Source organism: Salinibacillus kushneri (assembly GCF_900111405.1).
GTDB classification, from domain to species: Bacteria; Bacillota; Bacilli; order Bacillales; family Alkalibacillaceae; genus Salinibacillus; species Salinibacillus kushneri.
The window spans coordinates 184,392-209,882 of sequence record NZ_FOHJ01000003.1 but is presented as its reverse complement, the minus strand read 5'-3'; the positions used below and the strand labels follow the sequence as shown (position 1 = coordinate 209,882).

Below are 25,491 nucleotides of genomic sequence, written 5' to 3'. Positions count from 1 at the left end.
AACTATAAGACCTTAATGATAAGCCTTTAAATAAATTAACATAGACGTTCCTATACCTGTTTCACTTTCTACCTCCATATACCCACCATGATTATTTACGATGTCATGAGTAATCGATAATCCTAATCCTGTACCTTCCTGTTTGGTGGAGTAAAATGGATTAAAGATACGTTTTATCTTGGATCTGGATATTCCTGTACCATTATCCTCTATTTCAAGAACATATTGATCTTCGACTTTATCAATGGATACATGAATTCTCCCCTTTTCATCCACTGCTTCCATTGAATTTAAAAATACATTGATAATCGCCTGAGTCATTTGGTTGCGATCTCCCCTAACAAGGGCCTTTTCTTTTGGAAAAGTCGTTTCAATGTAAATTTTTTTCTTCTTCATTTGATGTGACAGTAATTGAAGAACTTCTTTAGTTAAATCTGTTAAATCAAAAATACTTTCCTCTTTTTTATTTTCCCGGCTAAATTGCAGGAAATTTCTCACTAAATGATTTAGTCTCGTCATCTCATCTTGAATATCGTGTAAAGCATCTTTTATATTTTTAGATGATTTTTCTTTGAAATCATAAGCTTCTTCTAATTCCTGAAACTCTGTTTCTATAAGATCACTAGCCATTTGTACGGTCCCTAAAGGATTTTTTACTTCATGAGCTAGTCCTGCTGTCATTTGGCCAATGGCTGCTAATTGTTCCGACCTTTGAATATGCTGCTCAAGCTGTCTTATTTTTGTTATATCCCAAAAAGTGGTAACCACACCAATAACATGCCCTTTTTCATCTAATAAAGGGGCACTGGACCGCTTTAAAGTTAGCCTTCTTCCATATGGATTAATGTATAGATATTCATCCTCAACGCCATCAAAATCCGGAGAGGCATTCTTACAAGCCTCAAAATGATCTTTTAAAGACACAGGTAAAACAGATATCGCCTTGCCCTTCAGTCTTCTCTTCTCACAATTCAACAGCTGTTTGGCTTTGTTGTTTATGGAGGTCATATTTCCTAAAGGATCCATCGTAATGACACCAAAAGGAAAGGATTGCAGGATAAGCTGTAGATAACGTTCCTTTTCTTTCAAACTACCTGCCATATAATTTAATGCTTTTGATAACGTAGCTACCTCGTCCTTCTCCTTTAGTAATTTTATTTTCCATTCTCCACCCTGAACATATTGGTATGCCTCTTCTGTTAAAGACTTAACCGGTTGAATGACCCATTTCACACTAAAGTAGAGAAGACTAATGACGGCAATGGTTAGAACAATAAAGCCAATAACCAATACAACTGTTAAATTGTTGGTTGCAGCATTCACATGTTCAAAAGGAATAGATGTTACTGCTAAAAAAGGGAGACGGTCAACAGGGCTATACGCCACCAGTGCCTTTTCCTGTAACAATGACCCGTAGTGAGTCCCTGACCGACCTAAATAAGCGTCCTGTACAAAAGCGGAAGAAAGGGATACTCCCATACTTTCGTTATCTTGAGTATCAAACAAAATCGTTCCATTTTGATCAAGGAGAAAAGTCCTTCCTTTTGGCCCCAATACATTCTGCTTGCTATTTTTTTGTAAAAACTCAAGGCTTACTCGAGCGATCAATCCTCGTTGAACTTCACCATGATCTTCTCCTTGAATGGGTACGGTTATATATATACTTGGCATACCGTTATTCAATAACACCGTATCCGATATAAAAGCATCACGCCTCCATTTTAGTTCATCCAATAGGGGTTGAAGCTTGGAAGGAAGGGTATCTGTACCTTTATGGCTTGTGGGGGTTTGATGGAGTATATGACCATCCCGGCTTACCAAATATATTTGTTGAAAAAATTCATCATTAACAGCTAAATCAGTTATGGCTGCACGAGTCCAATTTCCGGTATTCGATGAAATACGTTCAGACATGGCTATATTTTCAAGAATATTGGATTTGTATTCGAATAAATTGGTTGTATTATTTGAAAGGGTTTTGGTCACTTGAAGGGCCCTATCTTCTGTTTGGTCATCGATAATATCCTTTGAAGACATCACACCTAAATAAAAGATGATAAACAAAGGAATCATAATCATAAACAGGCCTAAAACAATAAATCTCCTCGTTAATCTTGCTGGTAAAAATTTTTTCATATCCTGGTAAACACCCTTCAAAATAGATAGGTATACGTATAGTTTATTATATCTAAATTAGTAGCAAAATTTCAAAAAAAGAAGGCAACCATCCGGTTACCTTCTTTTTTCAACGTCTATTATTCTTCAATTAGTCCATTTTCGACTAACCAGCTTCGGGCTACATCTGTTTCACTTTCTTCTTCAATATCTACTCGGTAGTTTAAATCAACCATCGTTTGGGAATCTAAGTTTTCGGCTAAAGGTTTTAATAGCTCCTCTAATTCTGGGTATTTCGCTAATGAATCCTCATGAATAGTGATAGCCGCATGGTAAGCTGGGAAGAAGCCCTTGTCATCTTCAAGATTTACTAAATCAAAAGCTTTAATACGGCTGTCTGTAGCAAAACCTGTTGCAATATCCACTTGTCCATCTCTAAGTGCCTGATAGAATAACCCTGCATCCATCTTCTTTATATTACTTGATGGAAGTTTAAAGCCATAAGCTTCCTCAACACCTTTAATTCCGTCTGGACGTGTTGCAAATTCAGCGTCTGTACCTAAAAGTAAGTCATCTGAACTTTCATTAATATAATCTGCTAAATCACTAATGGTTTCAATGCCTAATTTTTCTGCCTCATCTTTTCTCATCATCAACGTATACGTATTGTTTACCTCTGCCGGATTTAACCAGACAATACCATTTTCTTTATCAATTTCTTTTACAGTTTCATAGGCTTTATCAGCATCTGCGATTGGATCTTTTTTATTATAGTTTACTAAACTTGTACCTGTGTACTCCCAGTATAAATCCACTTGTTGATTTTCTAAAGCTGATCGGACCACTTGACTGGCCATATTATTTTTCTCTTCAACCTCATAACCATTTTCTTTTAAATAAATGGATAGAATTTTTGATAAAATAAATTGCTCGGTAAAGTTCTTAGCTCCCACTACAAGCTTTTTATCTCCATCATTGCCTGATCCTTCATTACCTGATGATTCCTCTGAACTACCACATGCTGCAACAAATAGTAAGGATAGCACGACTAAAAATGAAACAAATTTTTTCATGTTTTTAGTTCCTCCTCTTTTATTTATCATTCCTTCGGGCCCATATATGCCCTTTATTATGTCATCAATCTGTATCAACAGATTGGCGCACCCCTTTTGAAATCAATAGATTTTCAATAATACGTAATATTTGGTCTGCTAATAGAGCAAATAGGGTTACAGGTACAGCTCCTGAAAGAAGGTAAATATTGTCTCTCATCATGATACCTGTAAAAATCCAGTCTCCCAGTCCGCCACCACCTACTAAATAAGCAAGGGCAGCTGTACCGATATTTAAGACAACAGCTGTACGTATTCCCGCCAGAATCGAAAACGCTGCATTCGGCAATTCTATTTTAAAGAGAATTTGGTAGGGTTTATACCCCATCCCCTTCGCAGCATCCAGCAATTCCGGCTTGATCGAGTCAATCCCAGCTACAGTATTGCGTAGAATTGGCAGAAGAGAATAAAGGAATAAAGCAAATACTGCTGGTTTAAAACCAATTCCCATTATCGTCATCGCCAAAGCTAAAATAGCTAAGCTCGGGATGGTTTGACCAAGATTGGCTGTATTCATAATCAGCCATTGAACTTTTTTAAATTTAGGTCTCGTAACGAATATACCTAATGGTACCGAAATCGCAATAGCAAGAAATGATGATAGAAGAACCATGTTTAAATGCTGCTTAAATAAAAAGAAAAATCCTTCTGTATCATCCCAAATTAACTGATAGTACCCTGAATGATAACTCCAGACAAAAAATATAATCACAACGATTGAAAGCAACACCTTAAGAAGGATTGCGAGGAGTTTTTTCCCACTCATTTTATCTCCTCCACTTACATTATTTTTTCATGAAGATAGGTTTCAATATCATGAATTGTTAAAGCTCCAATAGTTTTTTCTTCGGATTGAATGACTAATTGTTCTGCTTCCTGATTTAATAAAATCGAAAGAGCATCCTTTAAGTTTGTATCAATGAACACTGTTTTGCGATGTTTGCCTGTCTCACTCGCTTGCATCAGGCTTTGTTCATTAACAAGGTCCTGAACACTATGCAGGCTTAAACTCTTCAATGCCCGGTCCTTCCCTACAAATTTTCTTACAAAATCATTGGTTGGATGAGCTAGGATTTCGTCAGGTGCGTCATATTGCATAAGACTGCCATCCCGGAAAATCGCAACTTTATCACCCATTTTAATCGCTTCATCAATATCATGACTGACAAACAAAATCGTTTTTTGCACCTCTTCTTGAATTTGTAAGAACTCATTTTGGATATGGGAGCGAATAATCGGATCTAATGCTCCAAACGGTTCATCCATTAACATAACGGGTGGGTCAGCGGCCATAGCACGAATAATTCCTATTCGCTGCTGCTGTCCACCAGAAAGCTCATGGGGATATCTTTTACGAAATTCATCCGGATTTAACCCGACTAAATCCATTAAATAATGAAAGCGATCCTTTTTCTTTTTTCTGTCCCAGCCAAGCAAATCAGGTACCGCCATTACATTTTGTTCAATGGTCATATTCGGAAATAGTCCGTTATGCTGAATGACATAGCCAATATTTCTTCTTAATTCAATAGGATTTAAATCATTTACATGATTTCCATTAACCGAAATCGTTCCTTCTGTAATAGACTCTAAACGATTCACCATTCGCAGTGTCGTTGTCTTCCCGCAGCCAGAGGGGCCCAGGAACACAACAATGTTTCCTTCAGGGACATGAAAGCTGATGTCATTTACTGCCTTTATATCTTCATTGAATACTTTTGTTACATGGTTAAAATCAATCAATCTATTCACTCCTTACATTTTGAATCTATTCAAGGCCTTTAGGTGTCATTTTTTTCTGGAATAATCCTAATAGCAAATCAACGGCAATCGCTAATATAGAAATGGCAATGGCACCTGCAAGTACCATCGTCGTATTAGACCTGGATATCCCCTGATTAATTAATACACCCAATCCCCCTGCACCAATAAATGCAGCGATAGCACCAATTCCTATATTCATAATGACTGCCTGTCTGACTCCCGCCATAATAACAGGAAGGGCATTCGGTATTTCTACCTTCCGCAATTTTTGCATGGTATTCATCCCAATTCCTTTTGCAGCATCCCGAATATGGGGGTCAACGTTCTTTATCGCAACATAGGTGTTTCGAATAATTGGTAGTTGGGAATATAAAATAAGCGCGATTACCGCAGGCACAAATCCTATACCTTGATCTATCAATGATAGAATCGGAATCATAATCCCAAATAAGGCAATACTGGGAATCGTAATCATGACATTAGCCATTTGCAGAACCGTCTCCGCTAAGTAATCATTGGTTGTCAAATAGATTCCCAAAGGAACACCGATGGCAATGGCAATCACAACCGCCAAACCCACTAATTGTATATGTTCTAAAGTATACGTCCAAATTTGCGCTTGGTTATCCACCATATAATTCCATAACTCTTGCATATCGATTTCACACCCCTTCTTTCACTCCATCCAACTATTAATGCAAAAATCATGCCAAAATAAACAAGTTTCATAAAAAGATATTTTCTTTCCCTATTAAGATAAGAAAAGAAAATAAAATGAAATCCAAACAGAAATTACATAGGGAAAGTTTTTACCTTAATGCCTGTTTGTAAAAAAAACAAACAGTTTGTAAAAAAATTTTTACAAACTGTTATCTTGGTCCCTGCACACTTTAGCACACTAAAGCCGTCATTTTATGCACTTTCTTTCTGCATTATTCTCCAATTGCCATATTTTTAATAATTGTAAGAAATATTAACAATTCATAAGCAATTTTAATAATCGTCCATATGAACACGATTCATCCTTTCAAAGCATAAATAAAACACGCGAATCAACATTTAACTAATTTGAAGAAACTTTCTGTCATCTTTATGATAATAAATGTATTCGAAATTACGTAACGAAGGGAGCATTTATTATTAATAGTCAAATGGTTCTTACGCCATCCAAGCAGTCGGACTCCATTACATTCGAAAAGCCCGATGTGACAGATGGTTCGGCGATGTGGGAATTAGTAAACCATTCCAGCCTCGATCAGAACTCACCTTACAAGTACATTATGATGTGTGAGTATTTTGCAGACACATGCGTAGTGGCAAAGGAAAACGGAAAATTAGCTGGATTTGTTACCGCTTTTATCCCTCCAGAAAAGCCTGATGTAGTGTTTGTTTGGCAAATTGGAGTTGATTCCTCCCAGCGGGGAAAAGGAATTGCATCCAGAATTTTATCTGCATTACTTAACCGGGAGGCATGCAAGGACGTTCGCTACCTAGAAGCAACCGTTACGCCATCAAACAAAGCATCTCAGTCTTTATTCCGGGGGATAGCTTGCAAGCACGATACCGAGTGTAAAGTTTTAGAATGCTTTACAGAGGACCTATTTCCAACGGATGATCATGAGGAAGAACTTTGCTTTAGAATTGGTCCCCTAAAGTAAGGGATGTTTCTAAAAATAGATAAATAGTGAATGAACCCTAGTCCTTTATGAATAGATAAAATACGGGAAAGTCCTAAAAATGAAAAACCTTTTTAAGGTTAAGGAAATTTAAGGAGGATAAAGTTTGAGTCATACTGATATGGAAATTTTTGAAAAATACGAATCGGTGGTGCGCAGCTATTGCCGCAGTTTTCCTACTGTTTTCACAAAATCAAAAGGTCATAAGATGTGGGATGAACAAGGACGTGAATACATTGATTTCTTCTCAGGTGCAGGCGCACTAAACTACGGGCATAATGATGAAAAAATGAAGAAAAAGCTTATTAAGTACATTGAAGAGGATGGCATTACCCACTCTCTGGATAAAGCTACTACAACAAAAGCGGAATTTATCCAAAAATTTAACGACGTTATTCTAAAACCCAGAGATCTGAATTACAAAATGATGTTCCCGGGACCAACAGGAACAAACAGCGTAGAAAGTGCTCTTAAACTTGCTCGTAAAGTGACTGGCCGCACAGATATCATAAGCTTTACAAATGGATTTCACGGTATGACGATTGGCTCCCTTTCTGTAACCGGAAATGCTGCTAAACGAAAAGGAGCAGGCGTACCCTTACAGAATGCTGTAACAATGCCTTATGATAATTATGTACTGGATAATTATGATTCATTAGATTATCTTGAGCGTTTCTTAGAAGATGGAGGTAGTGGAGTTGATATCCCTGCAGCTATGATTGTTGAAACTGTACAAGGTGAAGGTGGGATTAATGCTGCCCGCTTAGAATGGTTAAAACGTATTGATGATATTTGCAAACGTTGGGATATACTGCTTATCGTTGATGATATTCAGGCAGGTGTAGGCAGAACAGGTACCTTCTTCAGCTTTGAACCTGCTGGAATTAAACCAGATATTGTTTGTATGTCTAAGTCCCTTAGTGGTTATGGTATTCCATTTGCCATTACATTGTTCCGCCCAGAATTAGATGTATGGAATCCAGGGGAGCACAACGGCACCTTCCGTGGTAATAACCATGCCTTTGTAACGGCTACAGCTGCTCTGGATTACTGGAAGGATGACCAATTCGAAAAAGACATTCAACGAAAAGGGAATATGGTTCACGAATTCCTAACGAATCTCAATCAAAAATACCCAGAACTAAAAGGAGAAGTTCGCGGTCGTGGTTTGATGGCAGGAATTGCTTGCGGTGTAGACGATCTTGCCTCAAAGGTAGCCGAAAAAGCCTTTGACCAGGGTCTAATTATGGAAACTTCCGGACCAAAGGATGAGGTATTTAAATTATTTCCTGCCATAAACATAGATGATGAAGCTTTGAAAAAAGGATTTGACATTATAGAAGAAAGTGTTAGAAAATTAGTAAAAGAACCAATTTTAAATTAATTACCAGGGGAGGAAGCAAACATGAAAGTTGTAAAATTAGAAGACATTTTAGGTACAGAAAATGATGTAGACGGAGGTACCTGGGTTAGTCGCCGCCTCATTAATAAAAAGGATAATATGGGATATTCCGTAAATGACACGATTATCAAAGCAGGTACCGAGACCCACATTTGGTACCAAAACCATCTAGAAGCAGTCTACTGTATTGAAGGGGAAGGTGAGGTTGTTACCTTAAAAGATAATAAGGTATGGCCAATCAAAGCCGGAACTCTTTATGCACTTGATGAACATGATGAACATCTGCTTCGTGCCTATGAAGGCGGCGACATGCGAATGGTTTGCGTCTTTAACCCGCCATTAACCGGTAAAGAGGTACACGATGAAAATGGTGTATATCCTGTAATGGAGTAAAAACGTAAATTTCCCCACTTTGTAATAGGACTGTTTAATAAAAGTTTAATGTTTTTCAGAAGATTATAAAAAGAAAAATCCGAACGAATTCGAATTCTAACTAAAGAATTTTGAATCATAGTTCGGATTTTTCTTTGGCTAAAACACTTTTACTTCCATCTCTGTGGATAATGTACTAAATACATCCTATTAAATTTATATCAAGCGTTAAAAGGAACCCAAATCAAAATGTGATTTAGGGTTTTTAATATTCTACTTAAATTTACCATTCTATTATGTTCGTCATAATAAAGTAATTGCTTAAGGTGCAGAAGGAAAATGTAAACTTTAAAAAAAGACTATAATTGACGATAAAAAAACCATAACTATACAAAAAACTGGGATCCGACTGTTGCTGAGGAAAATATGCAACAAGTAATAGAGCAGAATAACGGAGATGTGGATGCTGTTATTGCAGCAAATGATGGTACAGCGGGTGGCGCCATTCACGCATTATCAAACGAAGGTTTAGCAGGAAATGTTCCTGTATCTGGACAAGATGCCGAATTGAGTGCACTACAGCGAATTGTTCAAGGAACACAAACATTGACCATTTATAAACCTATTAAGTTATTAGCAGAAAATGCTGCGGAACTGGCTATTCAATTAACAAATAATGATACTATTAATACAGAAAACACAATTAATAATGGAATGAAAGACGTCCCTGCTACACTGCTTGAACCAACAACCGTTACAAAAGATAACATTGATGAAACCATTATAGCTGATGACTATTATACTGCCGAAGAAATATACGGGAAAGATTAAGAAATAAGAGATCAATTCACCAATAATAGAAGTACAAGAGAAAACGGTGTATACATTGTAATGGAGTAAAAACGTAATAGAATTTCTTCACTTGTTTTTTTAAAATAGCCACGACCTTGCGCCTAATAAGCGTAATGTCGTGGCTTATTTGTTCTCTATGATTGTTTAGTTAACCACTTTACGCCACACCAGCAAGTTGGTGATAAACAGAATCAGAATGTACAACAACACTCCAAAAGGAACTTTCAACACAAATAAGTGAATAAGCCAAAATCCTGCAAGAAGAAAAAGATAAGGAATGGTCTTCCAGCCCATGTTTTGCTGGGCTGCCTCAAAGGGTTCAGAAAAAGGTAACGTTCCTTTAATAAGAGTAAAACAAATCGCTGTATATAAACAGGAACTTAAAAAAACAGCCAAAATATCCAGTAAAATACTTCCACCATATATCCATAGAAATATGGCACTAACTAGGAGATAGAGAGGAAGATGCAGTTTTATGATAAACGCCTTCAATATCCCCTTATATAGATATCGAAAGTCTTTTACAGGCAGAATTTTATAAATCCAGGCTCCTTTATATGTTCCAGAATATTTCAGCATAAATACAGCTGTTGGTACCATAATGGAGCTAAAATAAATGGAAAGATAAAAATTTCCCGCTGCAACTTCTTCTAAACTTTTATCTTGTAATTCATTAAACAAAAAGATAAATGGAATCACTAAAGCTAATCCTAATGAAGGATAAACTTTTAACCGAAATTCTCTTTCTTTACTTAACATATGGCTTGCGAAACGGAAGAACACCCTTTCTTCCTTCGTATAACAAATGAGTTTTAACAACCCTGCCATCCTCATTTTTTGGGGACCCTTTTGTTCATTATGCTCGTTTAATTTTTGCAGTAGTTGTTCAAATGCAGGCATTAGCTTTATATAAATCATTAACGCAATGATAGGCAAAATAAACGCTAACGCTAAATAGAAAAGGAGTAAATCATCCCTGTTTCCACCCATCCAAACTTCAAATGGTGCTGCAAACCATATAGGCGGAAGAAAGATATGCCACCACTCTGGTGTAAATTGAATGTCGACATCTACAAATTCAAACGACCGAACTAATAGTTGATAGCCGATAATTAAAGAGATAGAGAGACCAATCTGTACATAATTAATAATATCCTTTAATTTTTCCCCATCAAAAAACCTTAGAATAAAAAGATAAAGAAATGCGGTTAAAACCACAATAAATATATCTACTAAGATAATTTCCAAAACAAAAAGGAAAACAAATCCTATTCCTTTTGTAAATAAACTTACTAATAACGGAACACCAACGATCGCAAACGTAACAAGAAACAAATATACTCCTATATGCAGCACCTTAGCAGCACTAATGGTTTTTCTATCCACGGGTTTCGTTGACAAAATAGTACGATCGCGAACGTCTAACAGTACCGTTGAAAAATCAGAAATCATCGATGTCATAACAATAAACATCATAATGCCAAACAATAAACTCATTTGAAACAGATACTGATCACCCATAATAATAAAAGGAATAAGAAATAACCCCAAAAAGGCATATAACCCCAATGACTTTAAGAAATGATTTTGATCATTTTGATCAGCTTTAGAACTTGACTGATTAAATATGGTCGGTACTCTTCTCCGATCCATTGTGAGCTTTATTTGGAGGATTTTTCGCATGAGAGAATAGTGAATCCCCATTTTTTCAAAAACCCACTTAAACCGGTCAAAAAATTTCAGTGTAGCAAAATCTCTCATACTTATCACATCTCTTGAACAATGGAAACAAACTCTTCAGCCATCTCTCTATGTTCATCAAATCCTGTTAACTGGTTGAAAATCTCTTCCAATGTTCCTTCTTGATTTTGTTGTCTTAACTCTTGAAAACTTCCATCAGCCACAATTTTTCCATCATTCAAAAGGATAATGCGATTACTAATCTTCTCTACTACGTCCATGATATGGGATGAATAAAAAATTGTTTTTCCCTGTAAAGCAAGCTGAGCCAGTACTTCTTTAAATACCATGACACTGTTAGCATCAAGACCACCAATTGGCTCATCTAAAAATAAAAGATCCGGATTATGTAACAAGCTGGAAATAATTAATGTCTTTTGTTTCATTCCTTTCGAAAAGGATGAAATACGACTATGATAAACATCTTCTAAGCCAAATAGATCCATAAGTTTTTTCGCCTTTTGATCAACAAAATCGAACTCCAGCCCGTAAAGCTCACCAATAAAAGTAAGGTATTCATGAGCGGTTAAATTATCATAAATCTCTGCCACCTCAGGTACATACCCTATTCTGTTCTTATATGCTACATGCTCATCCGAAATATCATTGCCAAAGATTTCAACTCGTCCTGAAAAATGCTCTTCCAGGCCCAGCATAATTTTTACCGTTGTACTTTTTCCCGCTCCATTCGGCCCTATGTAACCAATAATTTGTCCTTGATAAACGGTTAAATCAATTCCATTTAGAACCTGCTTTGCTCCATAAGACTTTTCCAGATTTTGAATTGAGAGAATGGGTTGATTTACTGAATGAATGATAACCACCCGCTTTTACCATATTTTAGCTGATTCTATCATAACACAAATCGTTTACAAGTTTTCAATCCTTGATAGATTATTTTCGTGATGAGTAAGTAACCTCTCCACCACACCACCTGAGAAGGAAGCTAATACTTGTTGAAAAAGCATAGCTGCAATAACCGGAACTGTTACTGGAGCAGGAAAATAGGTGATTGCAATGACTGCACCTGCACTAATATTCCTCATTCCATTATTGTACATGAGGGAGATAGCGGTTGCCTCGTTAACGTTTAATCCTTTACTAGACAACCACCCTAGTGCATAGCCTATAATGGCCATGCATAAAACGACCAAACCAACTAAAACCAACTGCCAGTCAATATTTCTAAAATAGGCTGCAGCCGCAGAACTATTAATGGCAACTACCATACCGATTCCTATTTTTGAAAAGGGAGCAAGAGCAGGTGCTAAATGATCCTTCGCTTTCCCATTGGTCCATTGGTTTAGGCCCATTCCAAAGAGCGATGGAATTACCACCATCCAGAACAGACCAATCATAATATCAGTCCCATTCATTTGGACTGCTGAGCCGATAAACAAATAGAGCAGTCCGGGAACAATAAACGGCGCCAATAAAGTATCGATTAATATAATGGACAACGTTAGCACAACATTCCCTTTATGCACAGAAACCCATATTAAACTCGTAATACCAGTTGGAATTATAAAGGCCAGAATAAATCCTGTGACAAAATAAGGGTCATCATAAAAAACAAGATGGCCAACCCCAAAGCTTAGCAGCGGCATAACCAGATGTAGAATCAATAGGCTGATAATCAGAGGCAATGGATGGTGCATAACCCTTTTTAAATCCATAAAATTAGAACCAAGACTACCTGAAAACGTCATAACCGCAAAAATCCATGGAACTAAAAACTCAAGAGGCGCCAGCCAATCAGCCAGTAAAACCCCTGTTACTACTGCAAGCGGCGTAATGAGAGGCATTCCTTTTTGTAAGATACTGTTTATTTGTTGCAACCAGTACATCATAATAAATCCCCTTACTTCTACAATTAAAAACTACATTTTATCTGGATATATTTTATTATAGTACACAAGGGAAAGGGATTAGAAAAAATTTACCAGAAGCCTAAATCATCGTACAATTTAAGCTTCTGGCAGCAAATTATGGACGGTATTGTATACATTCATTCAAGTCTATCTCAAATAGCAAAAATCGATTATTGTCGAATCCATTTCCAAATCTCTTTTGGTGTAGCATCCTTTCCATACAATAAAATACCTGTTTTAAAAATCTTGCCAGCAAGTTTCATAAATACCCAGATACTGACGATTAAAACAACGATGGCTATGATAATTTCCACCCATGGCCAGGTCTCAAGTAAAGCCAGCCGAATTAACAACACACCCGGTGTTGTAATCGGAAAAAAGGTTCCTATTTGTGCCACTATACCGCTTGGATCTGACATTATCGGACCGAAAAAAATAGCAGGTAAGAACGGAAGCATAAACATCATTCCCTGAAAATTGCTCGAACTGTTCATATCTTCAACAGTTGCTCCAATACTTACAAATATAGATGCAAATAGAAGATAGCCCGCTATGGCAATAAATAATAACAATAACAATTCAGGAACAAATAAATACTCAAGAAATGGTACATCTACTCTCCATACTAGAAAAGGAAGAATGATTACGACCCAGGCAGCTACCTGTGTAATTCCCAATCCAAAATAACCATAAATTTTTCCCTTCATTAATTCTTCAGGTGTCAATGACGATAAAACAATTTCTGCCACTTTTTCTTTTTTCTCCTGTGAGGCACTCTGGAATATCATCATTCCTGTTATCAAAATGGAAAATAAAATGACTCCGGCAAATAATACAGGAACTATACGTTCTAACATGTTTGCACTATTACTTCCCTCACTCTGTGCCTTATCTATCGATTCCGGTGTAACCGTTTCAAAACCAATGCCACTTGCTGAAATTTGTGCTTCTTCCTGAGTTAAACCAAGATCTGCTAACCTTTGTGCTAGTAATGGTTGTTCAAGAATATTCGTCTGATAAACGAAATTTTCATCTAAGTCATCACTTATATACACCTTCACAGAACCATTTTCTAACACCTGATCAGTTAGCATAATATAAGCTGTATTTTCTGCTTCATTTAATTTCTGCATGATTTCATCTTCTGTCATGTATGTATCGATTTCGTGCCAGTTCTCGGTTGTTTCTTCAGGAAGTTGAGATTTCAGACTACTCCACACAGTCAATTCATCATAAACGTAGATTTGTGAACCTTCTTCTTCAGCTTGGTCATTATCAAATAAAAGAGGTAAATTAAAAAACACTAAAAAAAGAACAGGGGTCAAAAACAATGAGATGATAAACGACTTATTTTTCATATTTCGTTTGTATTCCCATTTAGCAACTTTTAAACTGTTACGCATGCAATTCACCTTCTTCCCCAATTTCATCCTTACCTGTAGCAATATCAACAAATATTTCGTGTAATGAAACCCGATCGACTGTAAACTCCTGAATATCTATATCATCCGGCAACTGTTTTAACCATGATGGAATATGTACATCCTGCATTAAATATAGAATACTCTTGTTTTCTTTCTGTTCAACCCGTTGGACCTTTGAAATACGTTCTAATTTCTGAATATCGTTATTCCCCTGAATCGTACATTTAAAATTAGCATATTCCTTCTTTACTTCCTCCATCGTTCCATAAATAACCTTCTGACCTCTATGAATTAAAAATAAGCGATCACATAATTGCTCTACCAGGTTCATCTGATGAGAGGATAATAATACTGCTGTTCCCTTTTGTGCTAATTCTTTAATTTCTTCCTTAAATACTTCCTGACTGACCGGGTCTAAACCAGAAAATGGCTCATCCAAAATAAGTAATTCTGGTTCATGTATAATGGAAGCAATAAATTGAACTTTTTGCCCCATTCCTTTTGATAATTCTTCAATAGAGACTTGATTTTTTCCCTCTAATCCGAATTTTTTCAGATATTCCAGTGCACGAAGCTTAGCCTTCTTCAATGGATAGTCCTTTAGTTCAGCAAAATAAAGCAGAATATCCATAACCTTTACATTTTTGTATAAACCGCGTTCTTCAGGTAAATATCCAATTTTATGCCTAGGTATTCCCTTTGATTGATAGTGATGAAATTGAATATCTCCTTCATCAGGATACATAATCCCCATAATACTACGAATGGTTGTTGTTTTACCTGCGCCATTTGGCCCTAGGACAGCCATGATTTCTCCTTTATTTACACCAAAGGATATATCTCGAATAATTCTTGTATCTTTGAAAGACTTTCCGAGATTTTCTACTGTTAAAACCTTCTCCATAACATTCACTCCTTTGCACATTTTTGTCTTCCACTACTATACGTCTTCCAGTGAGAAAAGGTTGCAATGAGCTTACATTTATCTTTAATCCTATTGGATAACGTAAAAAAATTGATATCACGTACTAAAAGTTTTATACTTTTTGAAGGAATTCATTTAAAACAATCGTATCTGGCTATGCTAAGAAGAGAAAAAAGTACAGATATATGAAGGTGAGGATAACATTGACAAGCAAGAATCAAACGTCATGTACAATTGTAATATTTGGCGCAACAGGTGACTTAGCCAAACGCAAATTGTTTCCTTCCATTTATAATTTATATACAAAAGGCGAATTAGGGGAACATTTTGCAGTAATCGGAGCAGCAAGACGGGAATGGAGTCATGAGACACTTCGCGAGAAAGTAGAAGACTCTTTAAAAGAATCAAAAATACAAGTCAACGATGATTTAGATGACTTTTTAACCCATTTCCATTACATATCTCTAAATGTTACAAGTAAAGAATCTTATCAAAATTTACATTCACTAATAACCGAAGTAGAAGGCAAATTTTCCATTCCAGGAAATCGCATGTTTTACTTAGCTATGGCTCCTCAATTCTTTGGAACGATTGCCTCTTACTTAAAATCTGAAGGTCTAACAAATGAAACTGGCTGGAACCGCTTGATGATTGAGAAGCCGTTTGGTCATGACCTTCCTTCAGCGAAAAAGCTGAATAATGAGATACGTGAAGCATTTAGAGAAGATGAGATTTACCGTATTGATCACTATTTAGGTAAAGAAATGGTACAAAACATTGAAGTTATCCGTTTTGCTAATGCTATTTTTGAACCACTATGGAGCAATCGGTATATCTCTAATGTGCAAATTACCTCCAGTGAAACCTTAGGGGTAGAAGAACGAGGAGGGTACTACGATAAGTCGGGAGCCTTAAGAGATATGGTACAAAACCATATCCTCCAAATGGTGGCACTCTTAGCTATGGAGCCCCCTATCCGTTTATCTACAGATGAAATTCGCAGTGAAAAAATAAAAGCGTTACGAGCATTACGCCCTATATCAGGAGATCAGATTGATCAATATTTTGTCAGGGGTCAATATGGTCCCGGAGCAGTTAAAAATCAGGAAGTTCCTGGATATCGGAGTGAACCTAACGTTGACGCTGAATCAAATACGGAAACCTTTGTAGCTGGGAAATTACTAATTGACAACTTTAGATGGGCAGGTGTACCTTTTTACATCAGAACAGGTAAACGAATGGCTGAAAAATCAACAAAAATTGTCATTCAATTTAAAGACATGCCTATGAATTTATATTACAAGTCTAACGATGAGGTACATCCGAACTTATTAATTATTCATATACAACCAGAAGAGGGAATTTCCATTGTTTTAAACGGGGAAAAGCTGGATTACAGTCCACAAACAACGCCGGTAAAATTAGACTATGCTCATAATTCTACCGATAAGCTTAATACTCCGGAAGCCTATGAAAAGCTATTGCATGATGCGATTAAAGGGGATGCAACGAACTTCACTCATTGGGATGAGGTTGCATTATCCTGGAAGTATGTTGATGAAATTGACAATGCATGGCAGCAGAAAAAGGCTACACAGTTTCCAAACTACGAAGCAGGATCCATGGGCCCTAAAGAATCAGATCATCTCTTAGCCCAGGACGGATTCCATTGGTGGTCTCTCGATGAGTAAACAATACGAAGCTTAATGACATCTGTTAAGGGTCATGCAGCTAGACAAGTAAGATAAAAGGAGATTGAGAATAATGAGTAAAATGTATGATATTACGCTGCCAATTTATAAGGGAATGCCTGTTTACAAAAACAAACCCGAAAAACAGCCTGAATTCAACACCGTAACAAATGGACATGTTACAGAATCTACTATTAAACTAGATGCACATACAGGTACTCATATTGATGCACCTCTCCATATGATTAATGATGGTGAAACCTTTGAAACCATTCAATTGGACAAATTAATCGGCGATGCGAAAGTATTTGATTTAACACATGTTGAGGACGGCATTACAGCAAATGATTTACAGGATTTAAATATCCAAAAGAACGATTTCGTTTTATTTAAAACAAAAAATACTTTCGATGAAGAATTTAACTTTAATTTTATCTTTTTAAAAGAAAGTGGAGCGAAATATTTAGCTGACCAGCAAATTCGAGGGGTAGGAATTGATTCTTTAGGTATTGAACGTTCTCAGGAAGGTCATCCCACTCACAAAACGTTATTTTCAAATGACATTATTGTCATTGAAGGTTTAACTTTTAAAGAAGTAGAACCGGATACTTACCATATGGTGGCATCACCTCTTAAAGTAAGTGGAATTGATGCATCACCAGCACGTGTATTATTATTTGAAAAATAGGATATAGAAAAAGGGGAGGTCAGGACATCCTGATCTCCCCTTTTTCTTTAATTCTGCCAATCTGTATGGAACGTACCTTCTTTATCCATTCGCTTATAAGTGTGTGCACCAAAATAATCGCGCTGTGCCTGCAATAAATTAGCAGGAAGTGTTTCTGTACGGTAACTATCATAATAGGAAAGGGCTGCTGAAAATCCTGGTACTGGAATCCCCTGCTGTACAGCAACAGATATAATTTTACGTAAAGATGACTGATAGGACTCAACAACTTCTTTAAAATAAGCGTCAAGCACTAGATTATCTAATTGCGGATTCCGGTCGTAAGCATCCTTAATATTTTGTAAGAAGCCTGCTCTTATAATACAGCCCTCTCTCCAAAGCATCGCAATTTCTCCAAAATTCAAATTCCATTCATATTCCTCTGAGGCAGCTTTTAATTGATCATACCCTTGTGCATAAGAACAAATCTTACTCATGTATAAAGCCTGGCGGACTGCTTCCACAAGCTCCTCTTTATCCAGGTTTAAATCCTGCTTAATATCAGGACCATGCAGCATTTTACTTGCAGCTACACGCTCTTCCTTGCGCGCTGACATAAACCTTGCAAAAACCGATTCTGTAATGGTTGGAAGAGAAACACCCAGGTCTAACGCACTTTGACTTGTCCATTTACCGGTTCCCTTTTGTTCAGCGGTATCTAATACTAAATCGACTAATGGCTTACCTGTTTCTTCATCCATCTTTGTAAAAATATCAGCCGTAATTTCAATCAAATAGCTGTCCAATTCACCTTGATTCCACTCAGAGAAAATCTCATGAAGCTCTTCATTTGATAACTGTAAAGTATGCTTAAGAAAGAAATAAGCCTCACAAATTAATTGCATATCCCCATACTCAATGCCATTATGCACCATTTTTACATAATGACCGGATCCGTTTGGCCCAATATACGAACAGCAAGGGTCACCCTCCTCTTTAGCTGCAATATCCTTTAACATTGGGGCTACCTTTTTATACGCTTCCTGATCTCCTCCAGGCATAAGGGATGGACCTTTTCGGGCACCTTCTGAACCGCCCGACACACCAATTCCCAAAAAGTGAACTCCGCGGCTTGCTAAATATTCATTTCTTCGCATTGTGTTTTCAAAATATGTATTTCCACCATCCATTAATATATCACCAGGATCTAAATGAGGCAGTAATGAATCAATGGCTTGATCGGTAATATCTCCGGCAGGGACCATTAATAATATCTTTCTCGGAAATTCAAGCATTCCAATAAATTGCTCTAGATTACTTGTCCCCTCTAAATTAATATTTTGATTTTCTTCTAGTACCTTAGTAATGGTTTCTTCAGATATATCATATAATGCTACTGAATATCCTTTGCTTTCAAAGTTTAAAGCCAGGTTTTTTCCCATTACACCTGCACCCACAACACCAATTTGCTGTTTTGACATGTTGTTCATCCTTTCTTATCTTACATTCATCCTTCTCTATTTTATAGTATGTAGTGCATAATGTGAAATTATGACTTAACAGATTTTGTGTTCTTTATAAGTTACAATCTAATTTTAATAAGAAAATTTAGCACAGATGAGATTTTTGTGTTAAAATGAATTAGTATTGAGATAGTGTAAACTTTTTTACATACTCTTCGTTGTTAACGTTCTCAATGAATGTTTTCAATTAAGATGAGTTTTCATTGAGAATCATATAAATATTTTAAGGGGGAATTTAGATGAAAAGGACTATTACTCTTGTAATCTTTTCTATCATGGCACTTGTACTTGCAGCATGTAATAGTGGAAGCGGTGGCGGAGGCGATGCCAATATTGCTATTGGACCTGCTGGTAGTGGTACGCAGGCAGCTGCTAACGTTATCCTTGAAGGTGCCGGATTAGAAGAAGGCGAACATTATACAGCTTATGAAGAAGGATTTGGTGATGCCAAAGATGGATTACAGGACGGTAACATTGATGTTTCTTTAGGATTATTAGGCTTACCAGCAGGTAGTGTAGATGATCTTCAGGCAACCTCTGGTGACGCTAAACTAATTAGCCTATCAGATGAAACGATTGATTATGTAGAAGAAAACCTTGGTTATTTAGAATACACAATTCCAGCTGGGTCTTATGACTTCCAAGAAGAGGATGTTAAAACAGTTACTGCATATGCGGTTTTAGTCGGTAACACTGATACGATTGATAATGAACTAGCTTATCAACTAGCAAAAATCTCCGTTGAACATGCTGATGAAAACACCCACGCTCAATCAGACCACACAACACTAGAAAATGCTTTAAATGGATCACAGGGACTTCCAATCCACCCTGGTGCTAAAAAATATTACGAAGAGCAAGGATTAACTGTAGAATCAGAGGAAGCTGAAGTAACCGCTACAGAAGACAGTCGCAAAGAAGAATTTATTCTAGGTACAGGTAGTTCTGGAGGTACCTATTATCCACTAGGTGGAGAGATGGCTACTATCTGGAGCAATAACATCGATGGTGTAAATGTTACAGCAACTGAAACAGGCGCTTCCGTAGAAAACCTCGCTACCATTAGTCAAGGTGATATGGACTTAGGTATGACTGTACACGTACCAGCTCAAGACGCTTACAATGGTGAAGGTGAATTCGAAGGTGAGCCTGTTGAAAACTTTGCATTTATCGGTCATATTTACCCGGAAGTTATGCAAATTATTTCCCGTGAAGAGACAGGAATTAATAGTATAGAGGAACTAGCTGAATAATTTACCAATCCATGAAACTTGTAAGATAATTAAAAAAATTATAAAATGAATGTATTATGGGGACCTGACACAGCGTGTCCGGTCCCCCTTTTATTCAAGTTACTATTATTAAAGGTGGTGAAAGGTGTGGCGAACAACAATAAAAATCATCGAGACAACACCAAAGAAGACCAGCGTTTCACATCGGAAATCACTGACGAAAACGGTGAACAATTATCCGAACAGGAATTATTAGAAAAATATGATCGTGAAAGTAACTACCGGAAAAACATTGGCAAATGGGCCTGGATTGTTACTTTCTTAGGTGTCTATTTAACCTTATTCCATTTATATACTGGATATTATGGAACATTACAATCGCAAATCCAGGGTGCCGTTCACGTAGGAACAGCACTGGGGATTATATTTCTACTCTATCCTGTTAAAAAAGGACTGCATAAAAATGGAATCCCCTGGTATGATGTCATCTTAGCATTTACAGCTATATTTGTTGGTTACTATAAAATTATTCAGTTTGATGCCATATTAGATGCCCGTGTTCACGGGTATTCATCACTGGATATTATTGTTTCCGTTTTAGGGGTACTCCTTTTATTAGAAGCAACGAGAAGGTGTGTAGGTCTGCCTATCGTTATTGTTGCTTCTGTTACCATTCTATACGCACTCTTTGGAAATATAATTCCTGCCAATATGCTTTCACACGCTGGCTTTTCTTTTGAAAAAGTATTTACGGATTTATGGTTCAGAGAAAATGCAGTATTTGGTATTCCTGTACAAGTATCCGCTAAATTTATCTTCCTCTTTCTATTATTTGGCGTTTTATTAGTCCATACAGGAATAGGACAATTCTTTAACGATATCGCTTATGCCCTTACAGGACGTTTTACTGGTGGTACCGCTAAAGCAGCCGTCGCCGCTAGTGCTATGCAGGGGATGGTTTCAGGTAGTTCTATTGCGAACACCGTTGCATCAGGATCATTTACAATTCCAATGATGAAAAAAGCTAGATTCAAACCGGAATTTGCTGCAGCCGCTGAAGCATCGGCATCAACAGGTGGACAGCTAATGCCTCCCATTATGGGTGCAGCAGCCTTTATTATGATTGAATATACGGGTACGGATTACGCAACCATTATGTTAGCAGCGTTAATCCCTTCCTTGCTCTATTTCTCCGGAATTTTTATGGGGACACACTTTGAGGCGAAAAAGCAGGGAATCATTGGAATGCCTAAGGATCAGCTTCCAAACGCTAAAAAACTGCTTGTAACAAAAGGATACATGCTATTACCGTTAGTTGCTATTATCGGTACACTCTTTGCCGGTTACACACCACAAAGAGCAGCATTAATGGGGATTTTAGTTGCATTCCTAGCCAGCTTTGTACGAAAAGACACGCGCATGTCTTTCAAAAAAATCATTTTCGTTCTTGAACAAGGTACTCGTGTCGCACTTCCTGTTATTGCAGCTGTAGGTACAGCTGGAATCATTGCAGGTGTTGTTGGAATGACAGGATTAGGAAGTAAAATTGCTTCTGGTATTATCGCTTTATCACAAGGTATCCTGCCATTAGCACTATTATTTACCATGATTGCTTGTATCATTTTAGGTATGGGTCTGCCTACAACGGCAAATTATGTTGTTACAGCAACTGTAGCTGCTCCTGCATTAATTAACGGATTCGGCGTTGACATGTTATCAGCCCACTTATTTGTGTTCTATTTCGGTATTGTGGCTGATATTACACCACCTGTTTGTCTTGCAGCCTATGCAGGTGCGGGTATTGCACGAGCTAATCCATTTAAGGCTGGAACAACAGCGGTACGACTGGCCATAGCAGCCTTTATTATTCCTTATATCTTTGTCTTTAACCCTATCTTAGTTCAATCTGGTGACTTCACAACGATTGAACTGATTATAGCTGTCATTACAGCCCTTATAGGTATGATCGGCGTAAGCAGTTCGGTAATGGGGTACTTCAAACGCAAAGCTTTTGTCTGGGAACGCCTGATTTTAGTTGCAGCCGGTCTCATGCTGATTTCACCTAATCACTATGTCGATATCTTAGGTTTTGTTCTAATTGGAGTGGTTTGGTTTATTCAATCACGTCGGGAAGATGACATGCCAAAACATGGACCTGGGCAACCCTTACAGGCTTAAAGAAAACGGGAGATGACAAGCTAAAGGGTTCCGTTTTGAGGTACATTTTTAAAAACCCATATAAATGACACACTAAATGTCATCATAGAAAATGAGGATCGTCTTAAATCATAAGACGATCCTTTTTAAATTAAAGCCACCCGTTAGTGGAACAGTGTTATTAAATAAATTTAATTTTCTTTGGATTTTGATATAAAATAATTTAATGGTCCAGCAAAAATCAATCCCGCAGCAGATATGCCTAAGAAAACTGGTAAGTACGATAGCAGTTCAATGTCCTTGCCCAAAATATAATCTGTAATAATACGAAGGATAGTAATGATGATTGGAATTACAAGCGTCCAAAATAACATTATTCTTAAAAGCCTTGGCAAACTTTCTCCTCCCCTTTTTAAATATTTAAACAATCCCTTCTCGTTAGCTCAATATCTCCTAAACTAATGTCAACATAATATTCCAATTATTTATCGGATAAAATAAAGACGATCAATTTGTTGATCGCCTTGTTCAACTATTGCACCCTTTTAGTTTAACATCGAACTAATGCTTCCCATTCCATTCTTCAGATAACAGTCCATAAATAACGTGGTCAACATAATGGTCATATAGCCATTCTGCTTGTCTTATTTCACCTTCTTTTGTGAATCCGAATCGTTCAGGTAGTGCCCTGCTTTTATTGTTTTCAACTGCGACACTAACCTCAATTCGATTTAACTCAAGTTCTGTAAAACCATATTCTATTACAGTTTTAAATGCCTTTGACATTATACCTTTTCCTTGGAATTTTTCACCTAACCAATAACCCATAACACCAGTTCGATTAGTTTTGTTTAAGTCGTTAAACCCTATTGTACCAGCTATTTTTCCTTTATAAATAATAGCAAATGACTTTGGATAACCACCATTTTCTACAAACCCTTTTAGTCTAGCCTTTATGTTATTAGCAGAATCTTCAACACTCTCTATATAATCAAGCCAACCAAGCCACTCTTTTAAATATGGTTTTGAATCAATTGTTAAATTGTAAAATTCCTCCGCATCATCTTCATTAAATAACCTTAAATAAACTTCCTCATCAACTTTGTGTGTAAGCAAAACTTTGTTGTTCTCCCTCTGTTTTAATTTTTCCATCTTTCATTATCCAAACACGTTAGTTCAATACAATTATTTCAAATAATAATATTTCTTACAATGCTTTTATTCAAGTATCCTGCTTCGTTAGTTCAACAAACTTTTAAATAATTATATCAAGGAAATGGGAGGTTTTGGAATAAAGTCGATTTATTTAACAGTCTAAATGGCACCGAAATTGACGTACTATTTTGTGTGTACAATACTTATTGTCCTATGAAAAAAACAATTGTCATTTTGTATGTCAAATTGTATTAAAACAATCAAAAACCTTGATATAATAGGAAAAATGACGCGACCAATTCTCGCGTCATTTTATATGCCATTTAAGCTATATGCATCTGAATATGGAACCTTTTATGCACAAGCATCCCCGTTTCTTTTTTACTCTTAAAGGTTTATGCTAGTATTAAAATAAAAAAACAGAGGTGAAAGAATTGAAACAGGATATTATCGATCGTTTTACTTCTTATGTAAAAGTTGACACCCAATCAAACGAAAACAACGAAGAATGTCCTTCTACACCCGGGCAGCTTACATTAGCCAATCAACTAGTGGAAGAGCTAAAAGCAATCGGGATGGACGAGGTTACAATTGATGAAAATGGCTACGTAATGGCCACACTCACTGCAAACACAGACAAAGAAGTCAACACAATTGGTTTTTTAGCCCACGTGGATACCGCTACAGACTTTACAGGCAAAAATGTTAAACCACAAATAGTGGAAAATTATGATGGGAAAGATATTCCCTTGAATGAAGAATTACATATCGTTCTTTCTCCTGATGAATATCCTAATCTTTCAAATTATAAAGGGCATACCCTCATCACAACAGACGGGACTACCCTTCTTGGTGCGGATAATAAGGCAGGCGTCACGGAAATTATGACTGCAATGGATTATCTGATTAAGCATCCAGAAATTAAACACGGAAAAATCAGGATAGCTTTTACTCCTGATGAAGAAATTGGCCGGGGTCCACATAAATTTGATGTAGAACGATTTAATGCCTCTTATGCGTATACGGTAGACGGCGGCCCTTTAGGTGAGCTGCAATATGAAAGCTTCAATGCAGCCGCTGCCAAAATAACCATTAAAGGCAACAATGTTCATCCTGGTACAGCTAAAGGGAAAATGGTCAACTCTATGAAGATAGCCATGGAATTAAACAGCAAATTGCCAAGCGAGGAAGCACCTGAATATACCGAGAATTACGAAGGATTCTATCATTTACTTTCCTTTGAAGGCGATGTTGAGGAAAGTAGGCTTGCCTACATCATCCGAGATCACGACAAGGATAAATTTCAGCAACGGAAACAAACCGTAAAGGATATTGTAACGGAACTACAGGATAAATATGGCGAAGAAAACATCATCCTGGATATGAAGGATCAATATTATAATATGCGCGACAAAATCGAGCCCGTTAAAGAGATTGTAGATATTGCTTACGAGGCAATGGAAAATCTAGCTATTAAACCTGTGGTAGAACCCATTCGCGGAGGAACGGATGGTTCACAGCTATCGTATAAAGGGCTTCCTACCCCTAACCTTTTCACTGGGGGAGAAAACTTCCATGGTAAATACGAATTTGCTTCTGTTGATCATATGATAAAAGCGACAGAAACCGTTATTGAAATCGCTAAATTATTTGAGGAAAAAGCATATTAGCGGTATATAATTATATCCAGTTCGATCCTATCACGAAATCTAACTTCAAACTGTCAACTTACACGATATGTTGCGGCTCTTTTCATTATTAAGGAATAGCCTGGCTCAATACAATGAACCAGGCTATTCCTATTTCTATTATT

The 25,491-nt window shown here is 36.9% G+C and carries 21 protein-coding genes and 1 pseudogene; 9 read left to right on the top strand and 13 right to left on the bottom strand.

All coding sequences use genetic code 11. From position 1 onward, the window contains the following. Positions 1 to 12: 12 nt before the first annotated feature. From BMX63_RS05735 to BMX63_RS05715, 5 genes are all read right to left on the bottom strand, one after another. The gene (locus BMX63_RS05735; protein WP_093132873.1) at positions 13 to 2,136 is read right to left on the bottom strand and encodes an ATP-binding protein; all 2,124 of its coding nucleotides are present in this window, start codon (positions 2,134 to 2,136) and stop codon (positions 13 to 15) included. Positions 2,137 to 2,255: 119 nt separating this feature from the next. Next, positions 2,256 to 3,188: a glycine betaine ABC transporter substrate-binding protein gene (locus BMX63_RS05730; RefSeq protein WP_093132871.1), complete on the bottom strand. Its 933-nt coding sequence runs from the start codon at positions 3,186 to 3,188 to the stop codon at positions 2,256 to 2,258. 64 nt (positions 3,189 to 3,252) lie between these two features. Further along, complete coding sequence (locus BMX63_RS05725) at positions 3,253 to 3,993, bottom strand: ABC transporter permease (protein ID WP_093132869.1); 741 nt, start codon at positions 3,991 to 3,993, stop codon at positions 3,253 to 3,255. A gap of 14 nt (positions 3,994 to 4,007) precedes the next feature. Continuing rightward, positions 4,008 to 4,970 carry an ABC transporter ATP-binding protein gene (locus BMX63_RS05720; RefSeq protein WP_093132867.1) on the bottom strand — a complete coding sequence of 321 codons (963 nt, stop codon included), beginning with the start codon at positions 4,968 to 4,970 and terminating at the stop codon, positions 4,008 to 4,010. A 25-nt stretch (positions 4,971 to 4,995) separates the two neighbouring features. Next, positions 4,996 to 5,646 (bottom strand): ABC transporter permease, encoded by a 651-nt coding sequence (locus BMX63_RS05715; protein ID WP_093132865.1) that lies wholly within the window; start codon positions 5,644 to 5,646, stop codon positions 4,996 to 4,998. Between the two features lie 496 nt (positions 5,647 to 6,142). Between BMX63_RS05715 and ectA the strand changes: the two genes are divergently transcribed. The 4 genes and pseudogenes from ectA to BMX63_RS05695 all read left to right on the top strand — a co-directional run. After that, positions 6,143 to 6,649 (top strand): diaminobutyrate acetyltransferase, encoded by a 507-nt coding sequence (gene ectA / locus BMX63_RS05710; RefSeq protein ID WP_093132862.1) that lies wholly within the window; start codon positions 6,143 to 6,145, stop codon positions 6,647 to 6,649. Positions 6,650 to 6,773: 124 nt separating this feature from the next. Further along, positions 6,774 to 8,051, top strand: a complete 1,278-nt coding sequence (gene ectB, locus BMX63_RS05705) for a diaminobutyrate--2-oxoglutarate transaminase (RefSeq protein WP_245732734.1) — start codon at positions 6,774 to 6,776, stop codon at positions 8,049 to 8,051. A 21-nt stretch (positions 8,052 to 8,072) separates the two neighbouring features. Then, positions 8,073 to 8,462 (top strand): ectoine synthase, encoded by a 390-nt coding sequence (locus BMX63_RS05700; RefSeq protein WP_093132860.1) that lies wholly within the window; start codon positions 8,073 to 8,075, stop codon positions 8,460 to 8,462. Positions 8,463 to 8,840: 378 nt separating this feature from the next. Beyond that, positions 8,841 to 9,272 (top strand): annotated as a pseudogene (locus BMX63_RS05695) (substrate-binding domain-containing protein); the annotation flags it as partial. A gap of 165 nt (positions 9,273 to 9,437) precedes the next feature. On the opposite strand, the gene BMX63_RS05690 reads toward BMX63_RS05695, so the two are convergent. The 5 genes from BMX63_RS05690 to BMX63_RS05670 form a co-directional block, all read right to left on the bottom strand. Then, positions 9,438 to 11,054 carry a hypothetical protein gene (locus BMX63_RS05690; RefSeq protein WP_093132856.1) on the bottom strand — a complete coding sequence of 539 codons (1,617 nt, stop codon included), beginning with the start codon at positions 11,052 to 11,054 and terminating at the stop codon, positions 9,438 to 9,440. A 5-nt stretch (positions 11,055 to 11,059) separates the two neighbouring features. Then, positions 11,060 to 11,857: an ABC transporter ATP-binding protein gene (locus tag BMX63_RS05685; RefSeq protein WP_425441456.1), complete on the bottom strand. Its 798-nt coding sequence runs from the start codon at positions 11,855 to 11,857 to the stop codon at positions 11,060 to 11,062. A 45-nt stretch (positions 11,858 to 11,902) separates the two neighbouring features. Next, positions 11,903 to 12,883 (bottom strand): bile acid:sodium symporter family protein, encoded by a 981-nt coding sequence (locus tag BMX63_RS05680; RefSeq protein ID WP_245732733.1) that lies wholly within the window; start codon positions 12,881 to 12,883, stop codon positions 11,903 to 11,905. A 191-nt stretch (positions 12,884 to 13,074) separates the two neighbouring features. Then, the gene (locus tag BMX63_RS05675; RefSeq protein ID WP_093132854.1) at positions 13,075 to 14,307 is read right to left on the bottom strand and encodes an ABC transporter permease; all 1,233 of its coding nucleotides are present in this window, start codon (positions 14,305 to 14,307) and stop codon (positions 13,075 to 13,077) included. Further along, positions 14,300 to 15,232: an ABC transporter ATP-binding protein gene (locus BMX63_RS05670; RefSeq protein ID WP_093132852.1), complete on the bottom strand. Its 933-nt coding sequence runs from the start codon at positions 15,230 to 15,232 to the stop codon at positions 14,300 to 14,302. Before BMX63_RS05670 ends, BMX63_RS05675 begins: the two co-directional genes overlap by 8 nt. A 206-nt stretch (positions 15,233 to 15,438) precedes the next feature. Here BMX63_RS05670 and zwf point away from each other — a divergent pair, with 206 nt between their 5' ends. Together zwf and BMX63_RS05660 are read left to right on the top strand one after the other, a co-directional pair. Then, positions 15,439 to 16,944, top strand: coding sequence for a glucose-6-phosphate dehydrogenase (gene zwf, locus BMX63_RS05665; protein WP_093132850.1), 1,506 nt, complete (start codon positions 15,439 to 15,441; stop codon positions 16,942 to 16,944). Between the two features lie 73 nt (positions 16,945 to 17,017). Beyond that, positions 17,018 to 17,632 (top strand): cyclase family protein, encoded by a 615-nt coding sequence (locus BMX63_RS05660; RefSeq protein WP_093132848.1) that lies wholly within the window; start codon positions 17,018 to 17,020, stop codon positions 17,630 to 17,632. A 47-nt stretch (positions 17,633 to 17,679) separates the two neighbouring features. Here BMX63_RS05660 and gndA read toward each other — a convergent pair whose 3' ends face one another. Then, positions 17,680 to 19,092: an NADP-dependent phosphogluconate dehydrogenase gene (gene gndA, locus BMX63_RS05655; RefSeq protein WP_093132845.1), complete on the bottom strand. Its 1,413-nt coding sequence runs from the start codon at positions 19,090 to 19,092 to the stop codon at positions 17,680 to 17,682. Positions 19,093 to 19,373: 281 nt separating this feature from the next. Here gndA and BMX63_RS18730 point away from each other — a divergent pair, with 281 nt between their 5' ends. Continuing rightward, positions 19,374 to 20,387, top strand: coding sequence for a TAXI family TRAP transporter solute-binding subunit (locus tag BMX63_RS18730; RefSeq protein WP_093132843.1), 1,014 nt, complete (start codon positions 19,374 to 19,376; stop codon positions 20,385 to 20,387). A 189-nt stretch (positions 20,388 to 20,576) separates the two neighbouring features. Then, positions 20,577 to 22,544, top strand: coding sequence for a TRAP transporter permease (locus tag BMX63_RS05645; RefSeq protein ID WP_245732743.1), 1,968 nt, complete (start codon positions 20,577 to 20,579; stop codon positions 22,542 to 22,544). A gap of 170 nt (positions 22,545 to 22,714) precedes the next feature. On the opposite strand, the gene BMX63_RS05640 is transcribed toward BMX63_RS05645, so the two are convergent. Both BMX63_RS05640 and BMX63_RS05635 read right to left on the bottom strand, forming a co-directional pair. Next, positions 22,715 to 22,918: a hypothetical protein gene (locus BMX63_RS05640; RefSeq protein WP_093132839.1), complete on the bottom strand. Its 204-nt coding sequence runs from the start codon at positions 22,916 to 22,918 to the stop codon at positions 22,715 to 22,717. Between the two features lie 166 nt (positions 22,919 to 23,084). Further along, complete coding sequence (locus tag BMX63_RS05635) at positions 23,085 to 23,675, bottom strand: GNAT family N-acetyltransferase (RefSeq protein WP_425441455.1); 591 nt, start codon at positions 23,673 to 23,675, stop codon at positions 23,085 to 23,087. 437 nt (positions 23,676 to 24,112) lie between these two features. On the opposite strand from BMX63_RS05635, the gene pepT reads away from it, so the two are divergent. Beyond that, entirely contained in the window at positions 24,113 to 25,348 is a 1,236-nt protein-coding gene (gene pepT, locus BMX63_RS05630; RefSeq protein ID WP_093132837.1) for a peptidase T, read from the top strand. Positions 25,349 to 25,491: the final 143 nt, after the last annotated feature.

Coding starts and splice junctions, on each gene's coding strand:
- BMX63_RS18730 (WP_093132843.1), top strand. CDS start 19,374: ATGAAAAGGACTATTACTCTTGTAATCTTTTCTATCATGGCACTTGTA.
- BMX63_RS05700 (WP_093132860.1), top strand. CDS start 8,073: ATGAAAGTTGTAAAATTAGAAGACATTTTAGGTACAGAAAATGATGTA.
- BMX63_RS05675 (WP_093132854.1), bottom strand. CDS start 14,307: ATGCGTAACAGTTTAAAAGTTGCTAAATGGGAATACAAACGAAATATG.
- BMX63_RS05730 (WP_093132871.1), bottom strand. CDS start 3,188: ATGAAAAAATTTGTTTCATTTTTAGTCGTGCTATCCTTACTATTTGTT.
- ectA (WP_093132862.1), top strand. CDS start 6,143: ATGGTTCTTACGCCATCCAAGCAGTCGGACTCCATTACATTCGAAAAG.
- gndA (WP_093132845.1), bottom strand. CDS start 19,092: ATGTCAAAACAGCAAATTGGTGTTGTGGGTGCAGGTGTAATGGGAAAA.
- BMX63_RS05690 (WP_093132856.1), bottom strand. CDS start 11,054: ATGAGAGATTTTGCTACACTGAAATTTTTTGACCGGTTTAAGTGGGTT.
- BMX63_RS05725 (WP_093132869.1), bottom strand. CDS start 3,993: ATGAGTGGGAAAAAACTCCTCGCAATCCTTCTTAAGGTGTTGCTTTCA.
- BMX63_RS05715 (WP_093132865.1), bottom strand. CDS start 5,646: ATGCAAGAGTTATGGAATTATATGGTGGATAACCAAGCGCAAATTTGG.
- BMX63_RS05635 (WP_425441455.1), bottom strand. CDS start 23,675: ATGGAAAAATTAAAACAGAGGGAGAACAACAAAGTTTTGCTTACACAC.
- BMX63_RS05680 (WP_245732733.1), bottom strand. CDS start 12,883: ATGATGTACTGGTTGCAACAAATAAACAGTATCTTACAAAAAGGAATG.
- BMX63_RS05670 (WP_093132852.1), bottom strand. CDS start 15,232: ATGGAGAAGGTTTTAACAGTAGAAAATCTCGGAAAGTCTTTCAAAGAT.
- BMX63_RS05735 (WP_093132873.1), bottom strand. CDS start 2,136: ATGAAAAAATTTTTACCAGCAAGATTAACGAGGAGATTTATTGTTTTA.
- zwf (WP_093132850.1), top strand. CDS start 15,439: ATGAAGGTGAGGATAACATTGACAAGCAAGAATCAAACGTCATGTACA.
- BMX63_RS05660 (WP_093132848.1), top strand. CDS start 17,018: ATGAGTAAAATGTATGATATTACGCTGCCAATTTATAAGGGAATGCCT.